The sequence below is a fragment of the Herbaspirillum aquaticum genome, assembly GCF_002213425.1.
GTDB classification, from domain to species: Bacteria; Pseudomonadota; Gammaproteobacteria; order Burkholderiales; family Burkholderiaceae_D; genus Herbaspirillum; species Herbaspirillum aquaticum.
This window is the reverse complement of sequence record NZ_NJGV01000024.1, coordinates 39,342-56,042: the sequence shown is the minus strand read 5'-3', so window position 1 is coordinate 56,042 and position 16,701 is coordinate 39,342. Positions and strand designations below refer to the sequence as shown.

Annotated in this window: 14 protein-coding genes; 9 read left to right on the top strand and 5 right to left on the bottom strand. The window is 64.6% G+C overall.

Features of this window, described 5'->3' with window-relative positions:
• The first annotated feature begins 389 nt into the window (after positions 1–389).
• Together CEJ45_RS20595 and CEJ45_RS20590 are read left to right on the top strand one after the other, a co-directional pair.
• Positions 390–2,165 (top strand): ABC transporter ATP-binding protein/permease, encoded by a 1,776-nt coding sequence (locus CEJ45_RS20595; RefSeq protein ID WP_088756943.1) that lies wholly within the window; start codon positions 390–392, stop codon positions 2,163–2,165.
• 120 nt (positions 2,166–2,285) lie between these two features.
• Positions 2,286–3,134 (top strand): D-amino acid aminotransferase, encoded by an 849-nt coding sequence (locus CEJ45_RS20590; RefSeq protein WP_088756942.1) that lies wholly within the window; start codon positions 2,286–2,288, stop codon positions 3,132–3,134.
• A 3-nt stretch (positions 3,135–3,137) separates the two neighbouring features.
• On the opposite strand, the gene CEJ45_RS20585 is transcribed toward CEJ45_RS20590, so the two are convergent.
• A complete protein-coding gene (locus tag CEJ45_RS20585) occupies positions 3,138–3,734 on the bottom strand; it encodes a hypothetical protein (protein ID WP_088756941.1) in 597 nt (198 codons plus the stop codon).
• Between the two features lie 4 nt (positions 3,735–3,738).
• Positions 3,739–4,317 carry an amidophosphoribosyltransferase gene (locus CEJ45_RS20580; protein ID WP_088756940.1) on the bottom strand — a complete coding sequence of 193 codons (579 nt, stop codon included), beginning with the start codon at positions 4,315–4,317 and terminating at the stop codon, positions 3,739–3,741.
• A 259-nt stretch (positions 4,318–4,576) separates the two neighbouring features.
• Here CEJ45_RS20580 and CEJ45_RS20575 point away from each other — a divergent pair, with 259 nt between their 5' ends.
• A complete protein-coding gene (locus tag CEJ45_RS20575; RefSeq protein WP_008333859.1) occupies positions 4,577–4,858 on the top strand; it encodes an HP0495 family protein in 282 nt (93 codons plus the stop codon).
• A gap of 65 nt (positions 4,859–4,923) precedes the next feature.
• On the opposite strand, the gene gcvA is transcribed toward CEJ45_RS20575, so the two are convergent.
• A complete protein-coding gene (gene gcvA / locus CEJ45_RS20570) occupies positions 4,924–5,874 on the bottom strand; it encodes a transcriptional regulator GcvA (protein ID WP_088756939.1) in 951 nt (316 codons plus the stop codon).
• 196 nt (positions 5,875–6,070) lie between these two features.
• Between gcvA and CEJ45_RS20565 the strand changes: the two genes are divergently transcribed.
• Genes CEJ45_RS20565 through lipA form a run of 3 tightly spaced genes read left to right on the top strand, consistent with a single transcriptional unit; the run spans position 6,071 to position 8,146 of the window.
• Entirely contained in the window at positions 6,071–6,385 is a 315-nt protein-coding gene (locus tag CEJ45_RS20565; RefSeq protein WP_008333857.1) for a DUF2917 domain-containing protein, read from the top strand.
• Positions 6,386–6,420: 35 nt separating this feature from the next.
• Positions 6,421–7,113 carry a lipoyl(octanoyl) transferase LipB gene (gene lipB, locus CEJ45_RS20560; protein ID WP_088756938.1) on the top strand — a complete coding sequence of 231 codons (693 nt, stop codon included), beginning with the start codon at positions 6,421–6,423 and terminating at the stop codon, positions 7,111–7,113.
• Positions 7,114–7,153: 40 nt separating this feature from the next.
• A complete protein-coding gene (gene lipA, locus CEJ45_RS20555) occupies positions 7,154–8,146 on the top strand; it encodes a lipoyl synthase (protein ID WP_008333855.1) in 993 nt (330 codons plus the stop codon).
• A 101-nt stretch (positions 8,147–8,247) separates the two neighbouring features.
• On the opposite strand, the gene CEJ45_RS20550 is transcribed toward lipA, so the two are convergent.
• Together CEJ45_RS20550 and CEJ45_RS20545 are read right to left on the bottom strand one after the other, a co-directional pair.
• Positions 8,248–9,666 carry a coniferyl aldehyde dehydrogenase gene (locus CEJ45_RS20550; RefSeq protein WP_088756937.1) on the bottom strand — a complete coding sequence of 473 codons (1,419 nt, stop codon included), beginning with the start codon at positions 9,664–9,666 and terminating at the stop codon, positions 8,248–8,250.
• 33 nt (positions 9,667–9,699) lie between these two features.
• The gene (locus CEJ45_RS20545) at positions 9,700–11,331 is read right to left on the bottom strand and encodes a GMC family oxidoreductase (RefSeq protein ID WP_088756936.1); all 1,632 of its coding nucleotides are present in this window, start codon (positions 11,329–11,331) and stop codon (positions 9,700–9,702) included.
• Positions 11,332–11,565: 234 nt separating this feature from the next.
• Between CEJ45_RS20545 and ribA the strand changes: the two genes are divergently transcribed.
• From ribA to CEJ45_RS20530, 3 genes are all read left to right on the top strand, one after another.
• Complete coding sequence (gene ribA, locus CEJ45_RS20540; protein ID WP_088756935.1) at positions 11,566–12,252, top strand: GTP cyclohydrolase II; 687 nt, start codon at positions 11,566–11,568, stop codon at positions 12,250–12,252.
• Between the two features lie 220 nt (positions 12,253–12,472).
• The gene (locus CEJ45_RS20535; RefSeq protein WP_088756934.1) at positions 12,473–13,660 is read left to right on the top strand and encodes a CobW family GTP-binding protein; all 1,188 of its coding nucleotides are present in this window, start codon (positions 12,473–12,475) and stop codon (positions 13,658–13,660) included.
• Between the two features lie 158 nt (positions 13,661–13,818).
• Positions 13,819–16,659 (top strand): bifunctional diguanylate cyclase/phosphodiesterase, encoded by a 2,841-nt coding sequence (locus CEJ45_RS20530; RefSeq protein ID WP_088756933.1) that lies wholly within the window; start codon positions 13,819–13,821, stop codon positions 16,657–16,659.
• Positions 16,660–16,701 lie beyond the last annotated feature (42 nt).

Below are 16,701 nucleotides of genomic sequence, written 5' to 3'. Positions count from 1 at the left end.
CTCTGGCGGTGCGTTGCAAGGATGGGTGGCGCTGACGGGGCCGGACACGGAACCGGACCTGGTGCGTCGGATTATTGCGGTCTGCCCGGCCGGCGCCAATGACACAAAAGTATTAGCCGGCCACCCCGGCGATGGCATTGATGCCAGGCAACATCAGCAAAGACCGCAGTCTAGCCGCGATAGGAAGCGGCCGTGATTGATTGTTTCGATGCATTCAATAGCCGTGAATGCTGGATCCATGAAGCATTAAGCCGGGCTTAATGCTCTCCTCATGCGCTTCAGGACCGGTTCAAGCGCGGTTCAAGCCTGGTTCAAGCCGGGTTTAAGCCTGGTTTAAGTCTTGTGCGGCAAGCTGGGCAGCAAGGAAGACAACCTCCACAGGATTCACCATGACCGAACAAACACCGGCCCAGCAGGCCAGCCACGCCAATCGCGCCACGCGAGCGCAGATCTGGCGCCTCATCAAGCCCTTCTGGGTCTCCGAAGAAAAATGGAAAGCCTGGGCCCTGCTGCTGGCGATCCTGGCCCTGAACCTGGGCATGGTCTACATCAACGTGCGGCTCAATTCCTGGAACCGCGACATGTACAACGTGCTGCAGTCGCGCGACTATCCGCAATTCAAATCACTGCTGTGGCAGTTCTCGGGACTGGCCTTCGTCTTCGTGGCCATCGCCATCTACAGCGTCTACCTCAAGCAAGCGCTGCAGATCCGCTGGCGCTACTGGATGAGTACGCGCTACCTCGATCGCTGGCTGGCGCATCGCGCCTACTACCGCATCGAGCAGGGACAGGAGGGCCGCCTCTCCGACAACCCCGACCAGCGCATCGCCGAGGACCTGCATGCGCTCACCAGCGATACGCTCTCGCTGGTGCTGGGGTTCATTTCCAGCAGCGTGACGCTGTTTTCCTTCATCCACATCCTGTGGTCGGTGAGCGGGCCGCTGTCCTTCACGGCGCTGGGGCAGGCGTGGGTCATCCCCGGCTACATGGTCTGGTTCGTGATCGCCTATGCCTCCATCGGCTCCGGCGTGGTGTGGTGGATCGGCCGCCCGCTGGTCGGTTTGAGCTTCAACCAGGAACGCTTCGAGGCCAATTTCCGTTTCGGACTGATCCGCGTGCGCGAGCATGCCGAGGCCGTGGCCCTGTATCGCGGCGAGCCGCAGGAACGCGCACAGCTGACCGCGCGCCTGGATGACATCCGCGCGAACTGGTGGAACATCATGCGGCTGACCAAGAAGCTCAACGTGGCCGTCAATTTCTACGGGCAGTTCGCGGTGATCTTCCCCATGCTGGTATCGGCACCGCGCTATTTTTCCGGGGCCATTTCGCTGGGGGTGCTCATGCAGATCAGCGATGCCTTCGGACAGGTGCAGGATGCGCTGTCGTGGTTCATCAATGCCTTCACCACCCTGGCCAGCTGGAAGGCCTCCATCAACCGCCTGGCGGGCTTCCATGCGGATGTCGAACGTGCCGCCGGCATGCCGCGCACGCTGGCCGTCACGCAGCATGGCGGCAGTGCGGTGACGCTGGACGGCGTGCAGCTGTCCTTCCCCGATGGCAGCCTCATGCTGCGCCGCCTGGACGCGCGCGTGGAGTCGGGCGAACACGTGCTCATCAGCGGTCCCTCCGGATGCGGCAAGTCGACCCTGATCCGCGCCATGGCCGACATCTGGCCGTACGGCGAGGGCCGCATCGCGCTGCCCCAGGATGCGCCCGCGATGTTCCTGCCCCAGCGCAGCTACCTGCCCATCGGCACGCTGCGTGCAGCGCTCTCCTATCCGGCCGCCGAGGGCAGTTTTGATGATGCGCTCATCATTCGTTACCTGGGGTTGTGCCGTCTTGCGCATCTTGCTTCGCGACTCGACGTGGCGGCCAACTGGAGCCAGGCGCTGTCGCCGGGCGAGCAGCAGCGGCTGGCGTTCGTGCGGGTGTTCCTCAACCGTCCGCGCCTGGTGTTCCTGGACGAGGCCAGCAGCGCCATGGATGGCGAGACCGAGGAAGCCCTCTATGCCGCCTTGCCGCGCGAGCTGCCGGGCGTGACCGTGATCAGCATCGCCCACCGTGAGACGCTGGCGCGCTTCCACGACGTGCGCTGGAAATTCGTGCCGCCGGCCGACGGCGAGGGGGCCGGGCATCGTGTAGAGGCGCTGCCGATTGCAGCGTGAGGGCAGGGCGGCGTTATACCGTTTTTGCATAGGGATGCCGGGAGCCGCGTGACAGAATGGATTCATCGCGGCACGGTTGCCGCCTTCACCCGATCATCCTCGATTACCTGGAAGCCCATCATGAACGATCCCATCGTCTACCTCAACGGCGAACTCACGCCCCTCTCTGAAGCCCGCGTGCCGGTGCTGGACCGCGGCTTCATCTTTGGCGACGGCATCTATGAGGTGATCCCCATGTATGGCCGCAAGGCCTTCCGTGGCCAGCAACACCTGGCGCGGCTGTTCCGCAGCCTCGACAGCATCGGTATTCCGAATCCGCATGACGAAGCCGGCTGGAACGCCCTCATCAGCCAGGTGGTGGAGGCCAATGGTCTGGAAGACCAGATGATCTACCTGCAGGTCACCCGGGGCGTGGCCAAGCGGGCGCATGCCTTCCCCAAGGAGGTGGTGCCGACGGTGCTGATCATGACCAATCCGATGGCCCTGCCGCCGGCGGCGTCCATCGAGAAGGGCGTGGCCTGCGTGAGCATGGAAGACCGCCGCTGGCTGAACTGCCAGATCAAGTCCACCTCGCTGCTGGGCAATGTGCTGGCGGCGCAGTTTGCGGCCGAGCACCAGGTGACCGAAGCGATCCAGTTCCGCGATGGCTATCTGTCGGAGGCGTCGTCTTCCAACGTGTGGGTGGTCAAGGATGGCAAGATTTCCGCGCCGCCCAAGGACAACCTGATCCTGGAAGGCATCCGCTATGGCCTGATGGAAGAGCTGTGCGCCGAGCAGGGCATCGTGCTGGAGTCACGCCGCATCACGCGCGAGGAAGTGCTGGCGGCCGATGAACTCATGATTTCCTCGGCCAGCAAGGAAGTGCTGCCGGTGGTCTCGCTCGATGGCCAGCCGGTCGGCAGCGGCCAGCCGGGGCCGGTGTTTGCCAAGGTGTATGCGGCTTACCAGGCGGCCAAGGCGCGGCTGTGAGAGCTAGTGGGCGGCGTGCAATGCGCCGCTCACGTCCTGCGTGAACAGGTTGGATTGCCTTGTATTGACATGCAGGGCAGGGAGCACGTGTTCCAGCCCGAGCTTGCGCTGCGCTTGCAGGCGCGCTGAGGTGCTCATGCACGACAGCAGGGCCTCGATCCTTTCCGCGCACTTCACCGCCAGGAATCGGGTAGGCGGGTCGATGAAGACCCAGGAATATTTCTGGCGATTCAGCAGTTCGATCACGTTGCCGAGCGTGCCGCTACTTTTGGCGTCCCAGATCATCAGCCCGGAATCGGCGATGTTGGCCATGGCGATATCCTTGGCCGTGAAGAAGGCACGCGTGCCCGGGCGCTGCGTGGTGTGGATGCGTCGTACGGGCCACTGACCGATATTGTTGCGCGGCGCCTGCCCGCTGCAGAAGACCGTCACGCGCCGGTAAGCCATCGCGTGCAGGAACTGTTGGATCGCCGTGTCAGCGCCGTCGGCATCGCCAACCACCACGTCGAACTCCTGGCGCACGATGTTCATGATCCTTTCCCTGACCTTGGGATGCAAGTGCCGGATGCTGATGGAGCCAGCAATGAAAACGGTAGTCATGGGCTTACCTCCACGTCAGCGTTGCCACGAAAATATCCCCGATTTTCTCATAGCCGCGCAACGCATCGCATGCAGCATCGACCGAAGCACCACTATCGTACAAGTCGTCGAGCAGCAACGTGTCCCAGCGGCCTTCTCCGTGGATAAGGCGATTCAGGATCAGCGTATCGGTGAGCACGGCGTCCTTTTCGGCGCGCGTGCGCAAGTCTTTCAGAAGCGCTGCACCCTTGGCCTTGCTCAGCAGCGCAAGCACGGGTTTGCCGACCAGATGTCCCAGCGCATGCGCGATGGCGGCGACCGGCTGCACGCCCCGTACATGCGATGAAGCCATTGGCACGATCAGGCCGAATGCGGGCAGCAAGGGCAGGATGTGGGATTGCACGGCCAGGGCCAGCGGCAGGACGTAGCGCTGCTGTTGCCGGTATTTCAGCTGATACAGCGCTTCTCCCACTTCGGTGCGCTGCGTGTGCCATTGGATGTGGCCCGCCGCGTTGTACCCGGCCGGGAGACTGTAGAGGGAGTGCTTGTCGAGGGCATACCCCCTCTCAAAGCGACCTTGGAGCATTTTGAGGTTGACTTGCATGGGACACCGCATCTTGTCGGGAAGACACAGAGTCTTGTGCGGCAGCGCATGCTCATCAATCGCGATAGTTGGAGATGTTGGAACAGATTGCTTGCGCGGACGTCCGGGCCGATGACGCTTTCTGCACGCCGCCCCGCCCGCATGGCGTAGAATGCAGGCATTCCCCACCCGATTCCCCCCGCTTGAAGCCCGCAGGTTCATCCCCATCTGGGAGCATTGAAACCGGAGCGCCAGGCGGACAACGCCAAGGCGGTTTGCCATGACTATGCCCACTATTTCCCCTGAAGAATCCCTGATCGAGTATCCCAGCGACTTCCCCATCAAGGTGGTCGGGATCACCCATGACGCCTTCGCCGAGACCATCGTCGCCATGGTCATCGAGCACGACCCGGAGTTTCACGCGGGCAAGGTCGAGATGCGTCCCTCCACCCAGGGCAAGTACCTCTCGCTCACCCTGACCGTGCGCGCCACCAGCCGCGCCCAGCTCGACAACATCTATCGCGCGCTCTCCACGCACGAGATGGTCAAGTTCGTGCTCTGAGGTCCACACTCTCCTCGCGAAAACCGGCGCAGCCCGCAAGGCGCGCCGGTTTTTTCATGGCCGCATCACTTCTTGCGGGTTGACGTTTTCTGCACCGTGCCCGGCCATTCCGACTGCGCCTGGAATTGCCGCATCTCTTCCACGATCCATTTCCTGAAGGCCGCCACCCCCGGCTTCTCCAGCCCCTCCGGCAGGTGCACCAGGTAGTGTGCCTCCTCACACAGCTGCGCCACGTCGAACAGCCGCACCAGCGTGCCGCTGGCGATCTCCTGCCAGGCAATCGTATGGCGTGACAGCGCCACCCCCTTGCCCTCCACCGCGTGGCGCAGCGTCAGCGAAGAATCCTCTACCACCAGCGTGCCGCGCGGCTCGGGCAGGTCCAGCCCGGCCAGGGTCAGCCACGGCTGCCAGGATTCGCGCGTGTCCATGCGCAGCAGCGTGCAATGCACCAGGTCGGCGGGGCGCGCGAGCTTCTTGTTCTGCTTGCCGCGATAGCCGGGCGCGGCCACCGGGTAGTAGTAATCATCGCTGAGCTTCTCGGTGACTACGCCCGCGTACTGGCCGCGCCCGAAGCGGATGCCGATGTCCACCCCGTCCAGCCGCAGGTCGGCCAGGTGGCTGCCCGATTGCAGCACCACCTCGATTTCCGGATGGGCATCGATGAACTTCCACAGGCGCGGCGCCAGCCAGCGTGAAGCGAAGGAGGGCGTGGCCGAGATCACCAGCCGCTGCTGGCGCGTGAGGCTGCGCAGGTGGTCGGCCGCTTGCGCGATCTCGCCCAGGGCCTTGCGGATGGTGGCGGCGAAGCGTTCGCCGGTCTCGGTGATGGAAATGCGCTTGCCATGGCGATGGAACAGCTGCAGGCCCAGGTCTTCCTCCAGCGCGCGCACCTGGTGGCTGATGGCGCCGGGCGTGACGTGCACTTCTTCGGCCGCACGCGAGAAGCAGCCACGGCGGGCGGCTGCATCAAAGGCGCGCAGGGCGGCCAGGTTGGGGAGCTTGCGCAAATCGGCCATGACGGCTCCTTGTGAATTCAATTAGCAAGGAGAACCAATATATATCGTTTTGCCGCGCTTGCGGGCTTTCCTACAATGATGACTCATCACACATCATTCCAGGCATTTCCCCCCTTGCAGCCGCACCCTCCCGGGCATCGCGGCAGGGACGCGGCTTGCCTGGCGAATCAGGCAGTCGAGCAAAGGAGCCAGCGCCATGACAATTTCATTCACAGATCCCAGCCTCCCGGGCCAGTTGCAGGAAGGCCAGGTACAGACCCGTCGCCTGCAGGGCGGCGTGCGCATCCGTGTGAATTCCGGACTGGTGTGGCTGACCATTGCCGGCTGCCGCGAGGATATCTGGCTCAAGGCGGGGCGCTGCTTTGATTTTCACGGGCGCGGCGAGGCCATCTTCGAAGCCGTCAACGGTGCGGCCGAATTCACGGTCACTCCCTTGCCTCCCAAGGGGTGCAGCGACGATACGGTACGTATTGCCAAGCTCCTGCCGCACGGCCTGATCCGCTGGTTCTGATACGGGCAAAGAGGAATTTCGCTACACTGGCGGGCATGCAAACTGCACTGCCCACCGCCAGCACACCCGTGGCTGGCGCCCGCCGGCCCGAGATCGTCCGGCGCGGCGTCGAGCCTTACGAGGCCAGCTTCGCCGCCATGCGCGCCTATACCGATACGCGCACCCCCGAGACCCCCGACCAGCTCTGGATCGTCGAGCATCCCCCTGTCTACACGCTGGGTTTGGGCGCTGACCGCGCCCATGTGTTGAATCCGCACGACATCCCCATTGTCCAGACCGACCGCGGCGGCGAGGTCACCTACCACGGCCCCGGCCAGGTGGTGATCTACCTGCTGATGGACCTGCGCCGCAACCGCAGCGGGGCGCGCCTGTTCGCGCGCGAATTCGTGCACAACATCGAAGAGGCGGTGATCGCCACGCTGGCGGCGTATAATCTGGCCGGTGTACGCAAGGAGGGGGCGCCCGGCATCTACGCCGCCGACGGCCCCTGGCAGGGCGCCAAGGTGGCCGCGCTGGGCTTGAAGATACGGGGCAACGGCTGCACTTACCATGGTGTTTCGCTCAATGTGGCGATGGACCTGGCACCGTTTTCCTGGATCAACCCCTGCGGCTACGAAGGCCTGGCCACCGTGGACATGCAGACCCTCGGGGCTGCCCACGCCCGGCTGGACGCTGTCCAGGACTTGCTTGCCGACCAACTGATCGCCCGCTTCGCGGGCATGGCTTGAGCCCCACGCGCCGTGTGCGCCCGGGGCCGGAACGACCGACATGACTACCGAACTCACTCCCGCAGCAGATTCTTCCTCCAATGCCACCGGCTCGGCGCGCGCCAATCCGCTGGACAAGCAGAAGGGCGCCGGCAAGACCGCCTGGATCCCGATCAAGGTGGTGGCCGCCGAAAAGCTGAAGAAGCCGGACTGGATTCGCGTCAAGGCCGGTTCGCCGACCACCCGCTTCTACGAGATCAAGGACATCCTGCGCGCCAACAACCTGGTGACGGTCTGTGAGGAAGCCTCCTGCCCCAACATCGGCGAATGCTTCGGCAAGGGCACCGCGACCTTCATGATCATGGGCGACAAGTGCACCCGCCGCTGCCCCTTCTGCGACGTCGGCCACGGCCGCCCCGATCCGCTGGACCCCAACGAGCCGGAAAACCTGGCCAAGACCATTGCCCAGTTGCGCCTGTCCTACGTGGTCATCACCAGCGTGGACCGCGACGACCTGCGCGATGGCGGTGCTGCCCACTTCGCGGCCTGCATCCAGCGTGTACGTGAATTGTCGCCCGAGACCCGCATCGAGATCCTGACCCCGGACTTCCGCGGCCGCATGGACCGTGCGCTGGAAATCCTCAAGATGGCCCCGCCGGACGTCATGAACCACAACCTCGAAACCGCACCGCGCCTCTACAAGGAAGCGCGTCCGGGTTCGGATTACGAATATTCGCTGAGCCTGTTGAAGCGCTTCAAGGACCTGCATCCGGAAGTGCCGACCAAGTCCGGCATCATGGTGGGCCTGGGAGAAACCGACGAGGAAGTGCTGCAGGTCATGCGCGACATGCGCGCGCACAACGTCGACATGCTCACCATCGGCCAGTACCTGATGCCCAGCGGCGACCACCTGCCGGTGCGCCGCTACGTGCACCCCGACACCTTCAAGATGTACGAGGAAGAGGCCTACAAGATGGGCTTCGTGCATGCCGCCGTGGGCGCGATGGTGCGCTCGAGCTACCATGCGGATCAGCAGGCGCACGGCTTGGTCTGACGCCATTAGCAGGATCGTTTGAACAAGGCCCGGAGTGACCGCTCCGGGCCTTGTGCTTTGCGAGACCCTTTGCTTGAGATGGCACCAGTCTGCGGAGGCAGTCAGCTCAATCGCCTGATCAACCCCATCACCCATTCAAACGTTTTTCCATAAGGCGGATGCAACAGCGTCCCGCCGTTCCAACGCGCCTGCCGGAACACCGGCTTGCGCTTGCTGAAGGTATCGAAGCCCCAGCGTCCGTGATAGGCCCCCATGCCGCTTTCGCCGACACCACCAAAGGGCTGCTCCTCCTGCACCAGGTGCCACAGGCAATCATTGATGGTCACACCGCCCGCATGGGTCTGCCGCAGCACCTGTTCGCGCCGCGCCGCATCCTCGCCGAACCAGTACAGCGCCAGCGGGCGCGGACCTTGCCGCACATGGGCGATGGCCTGCTCGGGCGTGTCGTATTCCAGGATGGGCAGCACCGGCCCGAAGATCTCTTCCTGCAGCACCCGCATCGACGCCGTCGCACCCAGGATCAGCGTGGGCGCCAGCTTGCGGCTCTGGCCCAGGTCTTCGCCTGCCGGGTTCACCTCGATCACCTGCGCCCCTGCCGCACGCGCCTCTTCCACCAGCGCCTGCAAGCGCGCCCGATGGCGCGGGCTGATGATGGCGGTGTAGTCTGGATTGTCGTGCAGGCGCGGATACAGCCGGCCCATGGCCCCGGCCAGTTGCTGCGCCACCCCGGCCGCCTGGCCGCGCGGTACCAGCAGGTAATCCGGTGCCACGCAGGTCTGGCCGGCATTGAGCAGCTTGCCGAAGGCGATGCGCTGCAGGCTGCTCGTCATGCGGCACGAGGCATCAAGAATGGCGGGCGACTTGCCGCCCAGTTCCAGCGTGACGGGTGTGAGATTGGCCGCCGCCAGTTGCGCGATCTCGCGTCCGACCTGGGTCGATCCGGTAAAGAACAGGTGATCGAACGGCAGCGAGGCAAAAGCCTGTCCGATGCCGGCGTCCCCGGTGACCACGGCCATTTCCTCCGGGGCGTAGCTGCGCGCGACCAGCTCGGCCAGCAGGCCCGAGAGGCGAGGCGTCAGTTCCGAGGGTTTGAGCAGCACCCGGTTGCCCGCTGCCAGCGCCGCCAGCGCTGGACCCAGCGCCAGTTGCAACGGGTAATTCCACGGCGAGATGATGCCGACCACGCCCAGCGGCTGGGCCAGCAGGCGGTTGCTGCCGGGCAGGAAGTGCAGGGCGGTGGCCACGCGCTGCGGGCGCATCCAGCGCTTCAGGTGCGACTGCGCATGACGTATTCCGGCGCGCAGAACGAACAGTTCGGCCATGCGCGTTTCATGCTGCGAGCGGCCGCCGAAGTCGGCGTCGATGGCGGCGATGAGGGCCGCTTCGTGCTCGTCCATCAGGGCCTGCAAGCGCGCCAGCCGGTCCATGCGCACAGCATGGGAGGGATCACTGTCGGCAGCGAACGCCTGCTGCTGGGCGCTGAAAAGCTGCTGCAATTCTGCAGCGGTGGTGTCAGTCATTGATGCATCCTTGCATGGTGTGATCGAACGGTGTCAGGCCGCGTCGGCATGCGCCTGGCTGGCGCGGATCATGTCGGCCGCCTTCTCGGCAATCATGATGGTGGGCGCATTGGTGTTGCCGCTGACCAGCGTGGGCATCACCGAAGCATCCACCACACGCAGGCCCTGCAGTCCATGCACCCGCAATTGTGCATCGACCACCGCCATCTGGTCCTCCCCCATGCGGCAAGTGCCCACGGGATGGTAGATGGTGTCGGCACGCTGGCGGATCATGGTTTCCCATTGCGCGTCATCCATGCCCTCGCGGCCGCCGAACAGTTCCTTGCGGCAGTAGCGGCGCAGCGGTTCGGTCATGACGATCTGGCGCGCGATGCGGGCCCCCGCGATCATGGTGGCCAGGTCGCGCGGGTCGGAGAGATAGCCGGCATCGATGAGCGGATCGGCCATCGGATCGGCCGATTGCAGCCCCACGCGCCCACGCGAATGCGGACGCAGCATGCACATGTGCAGGGAGAAGCCATAACCGGCATGCAGCTTTCTTGCATGGTCATCGACGATGGCGATGCAGAAATGCAGCTGGATATCGGGCCGCTCCAGCTCCGCACGGGTCTTGAGGAAGGCCGCGCCCTCCGCGAAGGGGGTGGCGATGAGCCCCTCCCCATGCCGCTTCCAGGGCAGCAGCTGGCCCAAGAGGCGCAGGCCGCCGACCACGCCCAGGCCGAAGTTGTCGGTGTCGCGGGTGGTCCATCCCTGCGTGAAATCGAGGTGATCCTGCAGGTTCTGGCCCACGCCCGGCAGGGCGTGATGCAGGGCGATGCCGTGCGGCAGGATGTCCTCGGGCCGGCCCACGCCGGACAATTGCAGCAATTGCGGCGAGCCAAAGGCCCCGGCGGCGATGATGACTTCACGCGTGGCGCGCACCTGCGCTTCTTGCTGCTGCTGGCGATAGGCCACGCCCACCGCACGCTTGCCCTCGAACAAGACGCGCTGTGCGCGCACCTGGCGCAGCACGGTCAGGTTGGGCCGCTGCCCCATCACCGGATGCAGATAGGCCGCCGCCGCCGAGCAGCGCTCGCCGCGATGAGCGGGCGTGTGGAATTGCGTGACCTGGTACAGGCCCACACCTTCGTTGTCGCCGGTATTGAAGTCGGTGCGCAGCGGATAGCCGCGCGCTTGCGCTGCCTCGATGAAGGCGCGCGTGATGGGGCGCGGGCGATTCTGTTCCGAGACTTGCAGCGGGCCGCTGCCCCCGTGCCAGGCATCGGCCCCGCGCACGTTGTTCTCGGATCGCTTGAAGTAGGGCAGCACCGACTCCCAGTCCCAGCCCGGGCAGCCGGCCTGGGCCCAGCCATCGTAGTCCTGGCGCTGGCCGCGGATGTAGAGCATGGCGTTGATGGCCGAGGAGCCGCCCAGGGCGCGGCCGCGCGGCTGGTAGCCACGGCGGCCGTTGAGGCCCGCCTGCGGGGTGGTTTGCAGCGCCCAGTTGTTGAGCTTGCCGTAGCCGGGCAGCATGGCCACCACGGCGGCCGGGGTGCGCACCAGGAGGCTGTCGCCCTGGCCGCCGGCTTCCAGCAGGCAGACCGTGACGCGTGGATCTTCCGACAGGCGGGCGGCCAGCGTGGCACCCGCCGAGCCGCCACCGGCGATGACGTAATCGAACAGCACGGTTGTCTCCCTTTTTTATCGTTGACCGGCTTGCAAGGGGGCGCCGCCCTGGGGGCTGGCGCCGTGTCCGGTGTCTCCCGGACTGGCTGGCATTATGACGCGGCCGGCCCGGCCTGTTCAAATTCCCTGCACGAATTGGACAATTGGCTTCACGGGGCGGCCCGCGCGCTGAAATAAACCCGGGCGCAAGGTAAGATACGCGGTTCTGAGCATTCGATTCGAAAGCAGGTTGTCATGTCCTCACCGATCGCACCGGCCGCTGCCGCGCCGGAAGAAAAACTGGTCTTCGTCAGTTCGTGCAAGTTGCCCATGCCCTGGGCGACCTTCGAACTGCACGCCTTCTACGATGAAGTTTCCGGCAAGGAACACCTGGCCCTGACCCTGGGCGACGTCGGCAACGGCGAGGCGGTGCTGGGCCGCGTGCACTCCGAGTGCCTGACCGGCGACGCCCTGTTCTCGCAGCGCTGCGACTGCGGTGCCCAGCTGGAGGCCGCCTTGAAGAAGATCGCCAAGGAAGGCCGTGGCGTGCTGTTCTACCTGCGCCAGGAAGGCCGTGGCATTGGCCTGTTGAACAAGATCCGCGCCTATCACCTCCAGGACCAGGGCGCCGATACGGTGGAAGCCAACGAACGCCTGGGCTTCCCCGCCGACATGCGCCGCTACACCATCGTGCTGCCCATGCTGGCGCACCTGAAGATCACCAGCCTGCGCCTGATGACCAACAATCCGCGCAAGGTCAAGGCGCTCGAAGACAGCGGCATCACCGTGGCCGAGCGCATCGCCCTGATCGCCAACCACAATCCCTTCAACATCGGCTACCTGGGCACCAAGGCGCGCAAGCTGGGCCACCTGTTGCCGGGACTGGCCAAGACCGAAGAGAAACCGGAAAAAGTGCCGCTGGACGCCCACGACAACGAGTAATGCACATCCATCACCCGGGTGAATGCATGGCGGGCGGCTATTCAGGTGATGAATTCCCGCCAGCCGGTAAAACCAGGTAAAGATGCCGGCCCGCGCCCGGCGCGGCTTGCAGCCAGGACGGACCCGGTGCGGTCCGTCTTTTTTTTGCCTTGCGCAGTCGGCCCTCTTGACGCATCAGGTAGCATGACGGCTGGATCGACCATTCTCCCGTCTTCACACCATGAACCCATCCTTACCTGCTGGCGCCGCACCGATACCCGTTTCCCTCCTGACCGGTTTCCTGGGCAGCGGCAAGACCACGCTGCTGAACCATCTCATCACCCAGCCGGAGATGAAGAACACCCTGGTCATCATCAACGAATTCGGCGAGATCGGCCTGGATCACCTGCTGGTGGCCCACAGCCAGGAAGAGACCATCGTCGAGATGAGCAGCGGCTGCCTGTGCTGCACCATCCGCGGCGACCTCAAGAAGACCCTGAAGGACATCACCTGGCGCTTCGCCGAAGGCGGCCAGCGCAAATTCGACCGTGTGGTCATCGAGACCACCGGGCTGGCTTCCCCCACGCCCATCCTGCACACGCTGATGACCGATGCCTTCATCTCGGCACGCTATCGGCTCGATGGCGTGATCGTCACCGTCGATGCGGTCAATGGCATGTCGACCCTGGACCATCATCCCGAAGCGATCCAGCAGGCCGCCGTCGCCGACCGCCTGCTGCTGACCAAGACCGACCTGGTCGACGCCGATACGCTGTCGGCCCTGCAGGCACGCCTGCGCACGCTCAATCCGGGCGCACGCCAGCTGCAGCCGCAGGTCGGCCAGATCGCTGCAGCCGAGCTGCTCGATGCGGGCCTCTTCAAGCCCGGCGAGAAGATGCCCGACGTCGCGCGCTGGCTCAACGAGGAAGCCTTTGCCGAGAAAGAGGCCCATGCGCATCATGCGCACCATCATCATGGCCACGGACATGATCACCACGATCATCACGATCATCACGATCATCACGATCATCATGGCCACCATCATGACGATCACGCCCATGACGTGAACCGTCACGATGACCACATCCGCGCCTTCTGCTTTACCTTCGACGAGCCCATCGATCCGGTGCTCTTCGATGAATGGCTGAGCTTGCTGGTCGGCTTCAAGGGCCCCAACATCCTGCGCATCAAGGGCATCCTCAACCTCAAGGGCGAGGACAAGCCCACCGTCATCCACGGCGTGCAGCACATCTTCCACCCCACGGCCACGCTGCCGCAGTGGCCCTCGGAAGACCGTCGCAGCCGCATCGTCTTCATCACCCGCGATATCGAGCGGGCCACCATCGAGCGCTCTTTCGATGCCTTCATGCAGGCCCAGGCCATCGAGCGCGAGCAGCGCCAGCAACGGCAGTCGCCGCCGGTCTACTGAGCCGGCATGCAGGGGGGAAAAGGCTGCATTGTTCCCGTGTGGCAACTCGCGGGCAGGTACCAGGGACTTGCCTGATTAAAAATAACTGCGCTTGGGCCGATAACGAGGGATAAGCCGGATTATGATCGGGCTCACCTTAGGGATATAACGATTCGTATATGCAGCGTGTGATCAACAAGCTGGGGGCAACGTTGTCGGCATCGCTCACGCTGATGCTTGGCGTATGTGCCACCGTGACGGTCTTCGTCGCCACCAGCCATCTGGAAGAGGATGCCGTCCACCTGGACTTCGAGCGCCGGGCGGGGCTGCGTGCCTTCACCATCCAGCGCGGGCTGGAAGAGGCCGTCCAGGTGCAATCGGTGGTCAATCACTTCTATGCCACCGTGGGCGACCCCACGCGCGAACAGTTCGAAAGCTTCACCCGCCCGCTGCTGGAACGCTATCCCTACGTGCGTGCCTTCAGCGTGCAGCGTTTCGTGGCCGACGAAGACCGGCTGGTGTTCGAGGCCCTGCGCCAGGGCGCCAAGCCGGGCTTCGAAATCACCGCCCTCGAGGGCGATCGGCCCGTGCGCGCTTCGCAGCAGCCCACCTACCTGGTCGTCGATTATGTGGAACCGGTGGCCGGCAATGAAGCCGCGCTGGGGCTGGATGTCTCGCGCAACGCGGCCATCACGGGCGCGCTCGATGCGGCCGTGGTCAGCGGCCGGCCGTCCTCCACCCCGCCAATCCGGCTGGCCCAGTCCGGGCCGGATGAGCGCGGACTGCTGGTGATCCAGCCGGTCTATCGCGGCGGCGTGCAGCCGACCGATACCGCCGCCCGGCGCGCGCTGCTGGTGGGCGATACCACGGCGGTGCTGGAGTTGAACGGACTGGTGCAGAAGATCCTCGACGGTGCCGGCCTGATGGCTGACCACGAGATCGGCCTGCGCATCTACGTCGGCCCGCAGGCCGATCCGGCCAACCTGGTCTACCGCCATGAAAGCGTCGCCCAGCCAACCCAATGGCTGGACCAGATCATCAAGCCGGGCAGCTTCTTCCGCCATCCTTCTTCCACCCTCACCAGTTTCGACATCGCCGGTCAGACCTGGCACATGGAGATCAGCATCCCGCCGCGGTCAGTCTTTGCCGATCACTACGGCTCGCTGCTCATCGGCCTGGTCGGCGTGATCGCTTCGCTGCTGGGCGCGGCCTACATGCGGGCACTGTCGATGCGATCGCATCGCGTGCAGCAGCTGGTGGAAGAGAAGACCGCCGAGCTGCGTACCACCAATGCCCTGCTGTCGGATGACATCAAGGCCCGCCGCCTGGCCGAGCGCGCGCTGCGCCTGCGCCACCAGGCCATCGAGGCCAGCGCCAATGCCATCCTGATCCTCTCGGCCCAGGCCCCGGAGTACGCCATCGAATACGTCAACCCGGCCTTCGCCCGCATCACCGGCTACAGCGCCGGCGAAGCGGTGGGCAAGAGCATTCGTTTCCTGGAAGGGCGGGACAGCGATCCCGAGGGGTTTGAGACCGTCTGGATCGCCATGCGCGAGCAGCGCGAGCACAACGTCGTGCTGCGCAACTATCACAAGGATGGCTCGGAGCTCTGGAACGATTTCTACATCGCGCCGGTGCGCGATGAGAGCGGCATGGTCACCCACTTCGTGGCCGCGCTCTACGACATCACCTCGATGAAGCGTTATGAAGCCGAACTGGAATTCCAGGCCAGCCGCGATACCTTGACCGGCCTGATCAACCGACACATGCTGCGCCATCACCTGGAGCAGGCCATCGGCGCGGCCGAGCGGCAGAAGCAGGCCTTGTGGGTGGTGTTCGTCGACCTGGACCGCTTCAAGTTCGTCAACGACACCCTGGGCCACAAGGCCGGCGATACCTTGCTGCGCACCGTGGCCGGGCGACTGCGCGCAGCCGTGCGCGAAGCCGATACGGTGGCGCGCCTGGGCGGGGATGAATTCATCATGATCCTGCCGGAGCAGGATGAACTCACGCTCGATACCCGCAGCCTGCAACGCATCATGGATGCGGTGGCCGCACCCGTGACGCTGGGGGGCCATACCCTCTTCATGACCTGCAGCATCGGCGTGGCCTGCTATCCCAACGATGGCACCGATGGCGAGACCCTCATCAAGCACGCCGACATCGCCATGTACCGCGGCAAGCAGACCGGCCGCAACAATTTCCAGTTCTACACCCCGGCCATGAACGAGCAGGCGCTGGAACGCCTGCGCATCGAAGGCGACCTGCGCAATGCACTCGATCACGGCGAATTCCTGCTGCACTACCAGCCCAAGGTCGACCTGGCCTCGGGCCGCGTGGTGGGCAGCGAGGCGCTGATCCGCTGGCTGCATCCGCAGCTGGGCATGGTGTCACCGGCGCGCTTCATTGGTCTTGCCGAAGAGACCGGGCTGATCCTGCCCATCGGTGCCTGGGTCCTGCGCACCGCCTGCACCCAGTGCCGCCAGTGGCAGCTGGCCGGGCATGACGACATCAGCGTGTCGGTCAACCTCTCGGTGGGCCAGTTCCTGCAGAAGGACCTGGTCTCTTCCATTGCCGACGTGCTGGCCGATACCGGCCTGCCCCCGGCTTCGCTGGAAATCGAACTGACCGAGAGCCTCATGATGACCGACGTCGAGCACGCCATCGGCATCCTGGCAGGCATGAAGAAGCTGGGCATCCGTCTTTCCATCGACGATTTCGGCACCGGTTATTCCTCGCTGGCCTACCTGAAGCGCTTCCCCATCGACGTGCTCAAGATCGACCGTTCCTTCGTGCGCGACATCACCATCGATGCCGATGATGCGGCCATCACCGCCTCCATCATCTCGCTGGCGCGCCACTTGAAACTGCGCGTCATTGCCGAGGGCGTGGAGACCGATGAACAGCTGGACTACCTGCGCCACTATGGCTGCGACGAGATCCAGGGCTACCTGTTCAGTCCGCCGGTGGCCGCCGAGAAGTTCGAGCAGATCCTGCGCGAGGAGCGGGTGATCCTGTAATTTTCCTTCACGCGCTGTTCTGGAATGAGGCCGCACGGCAAT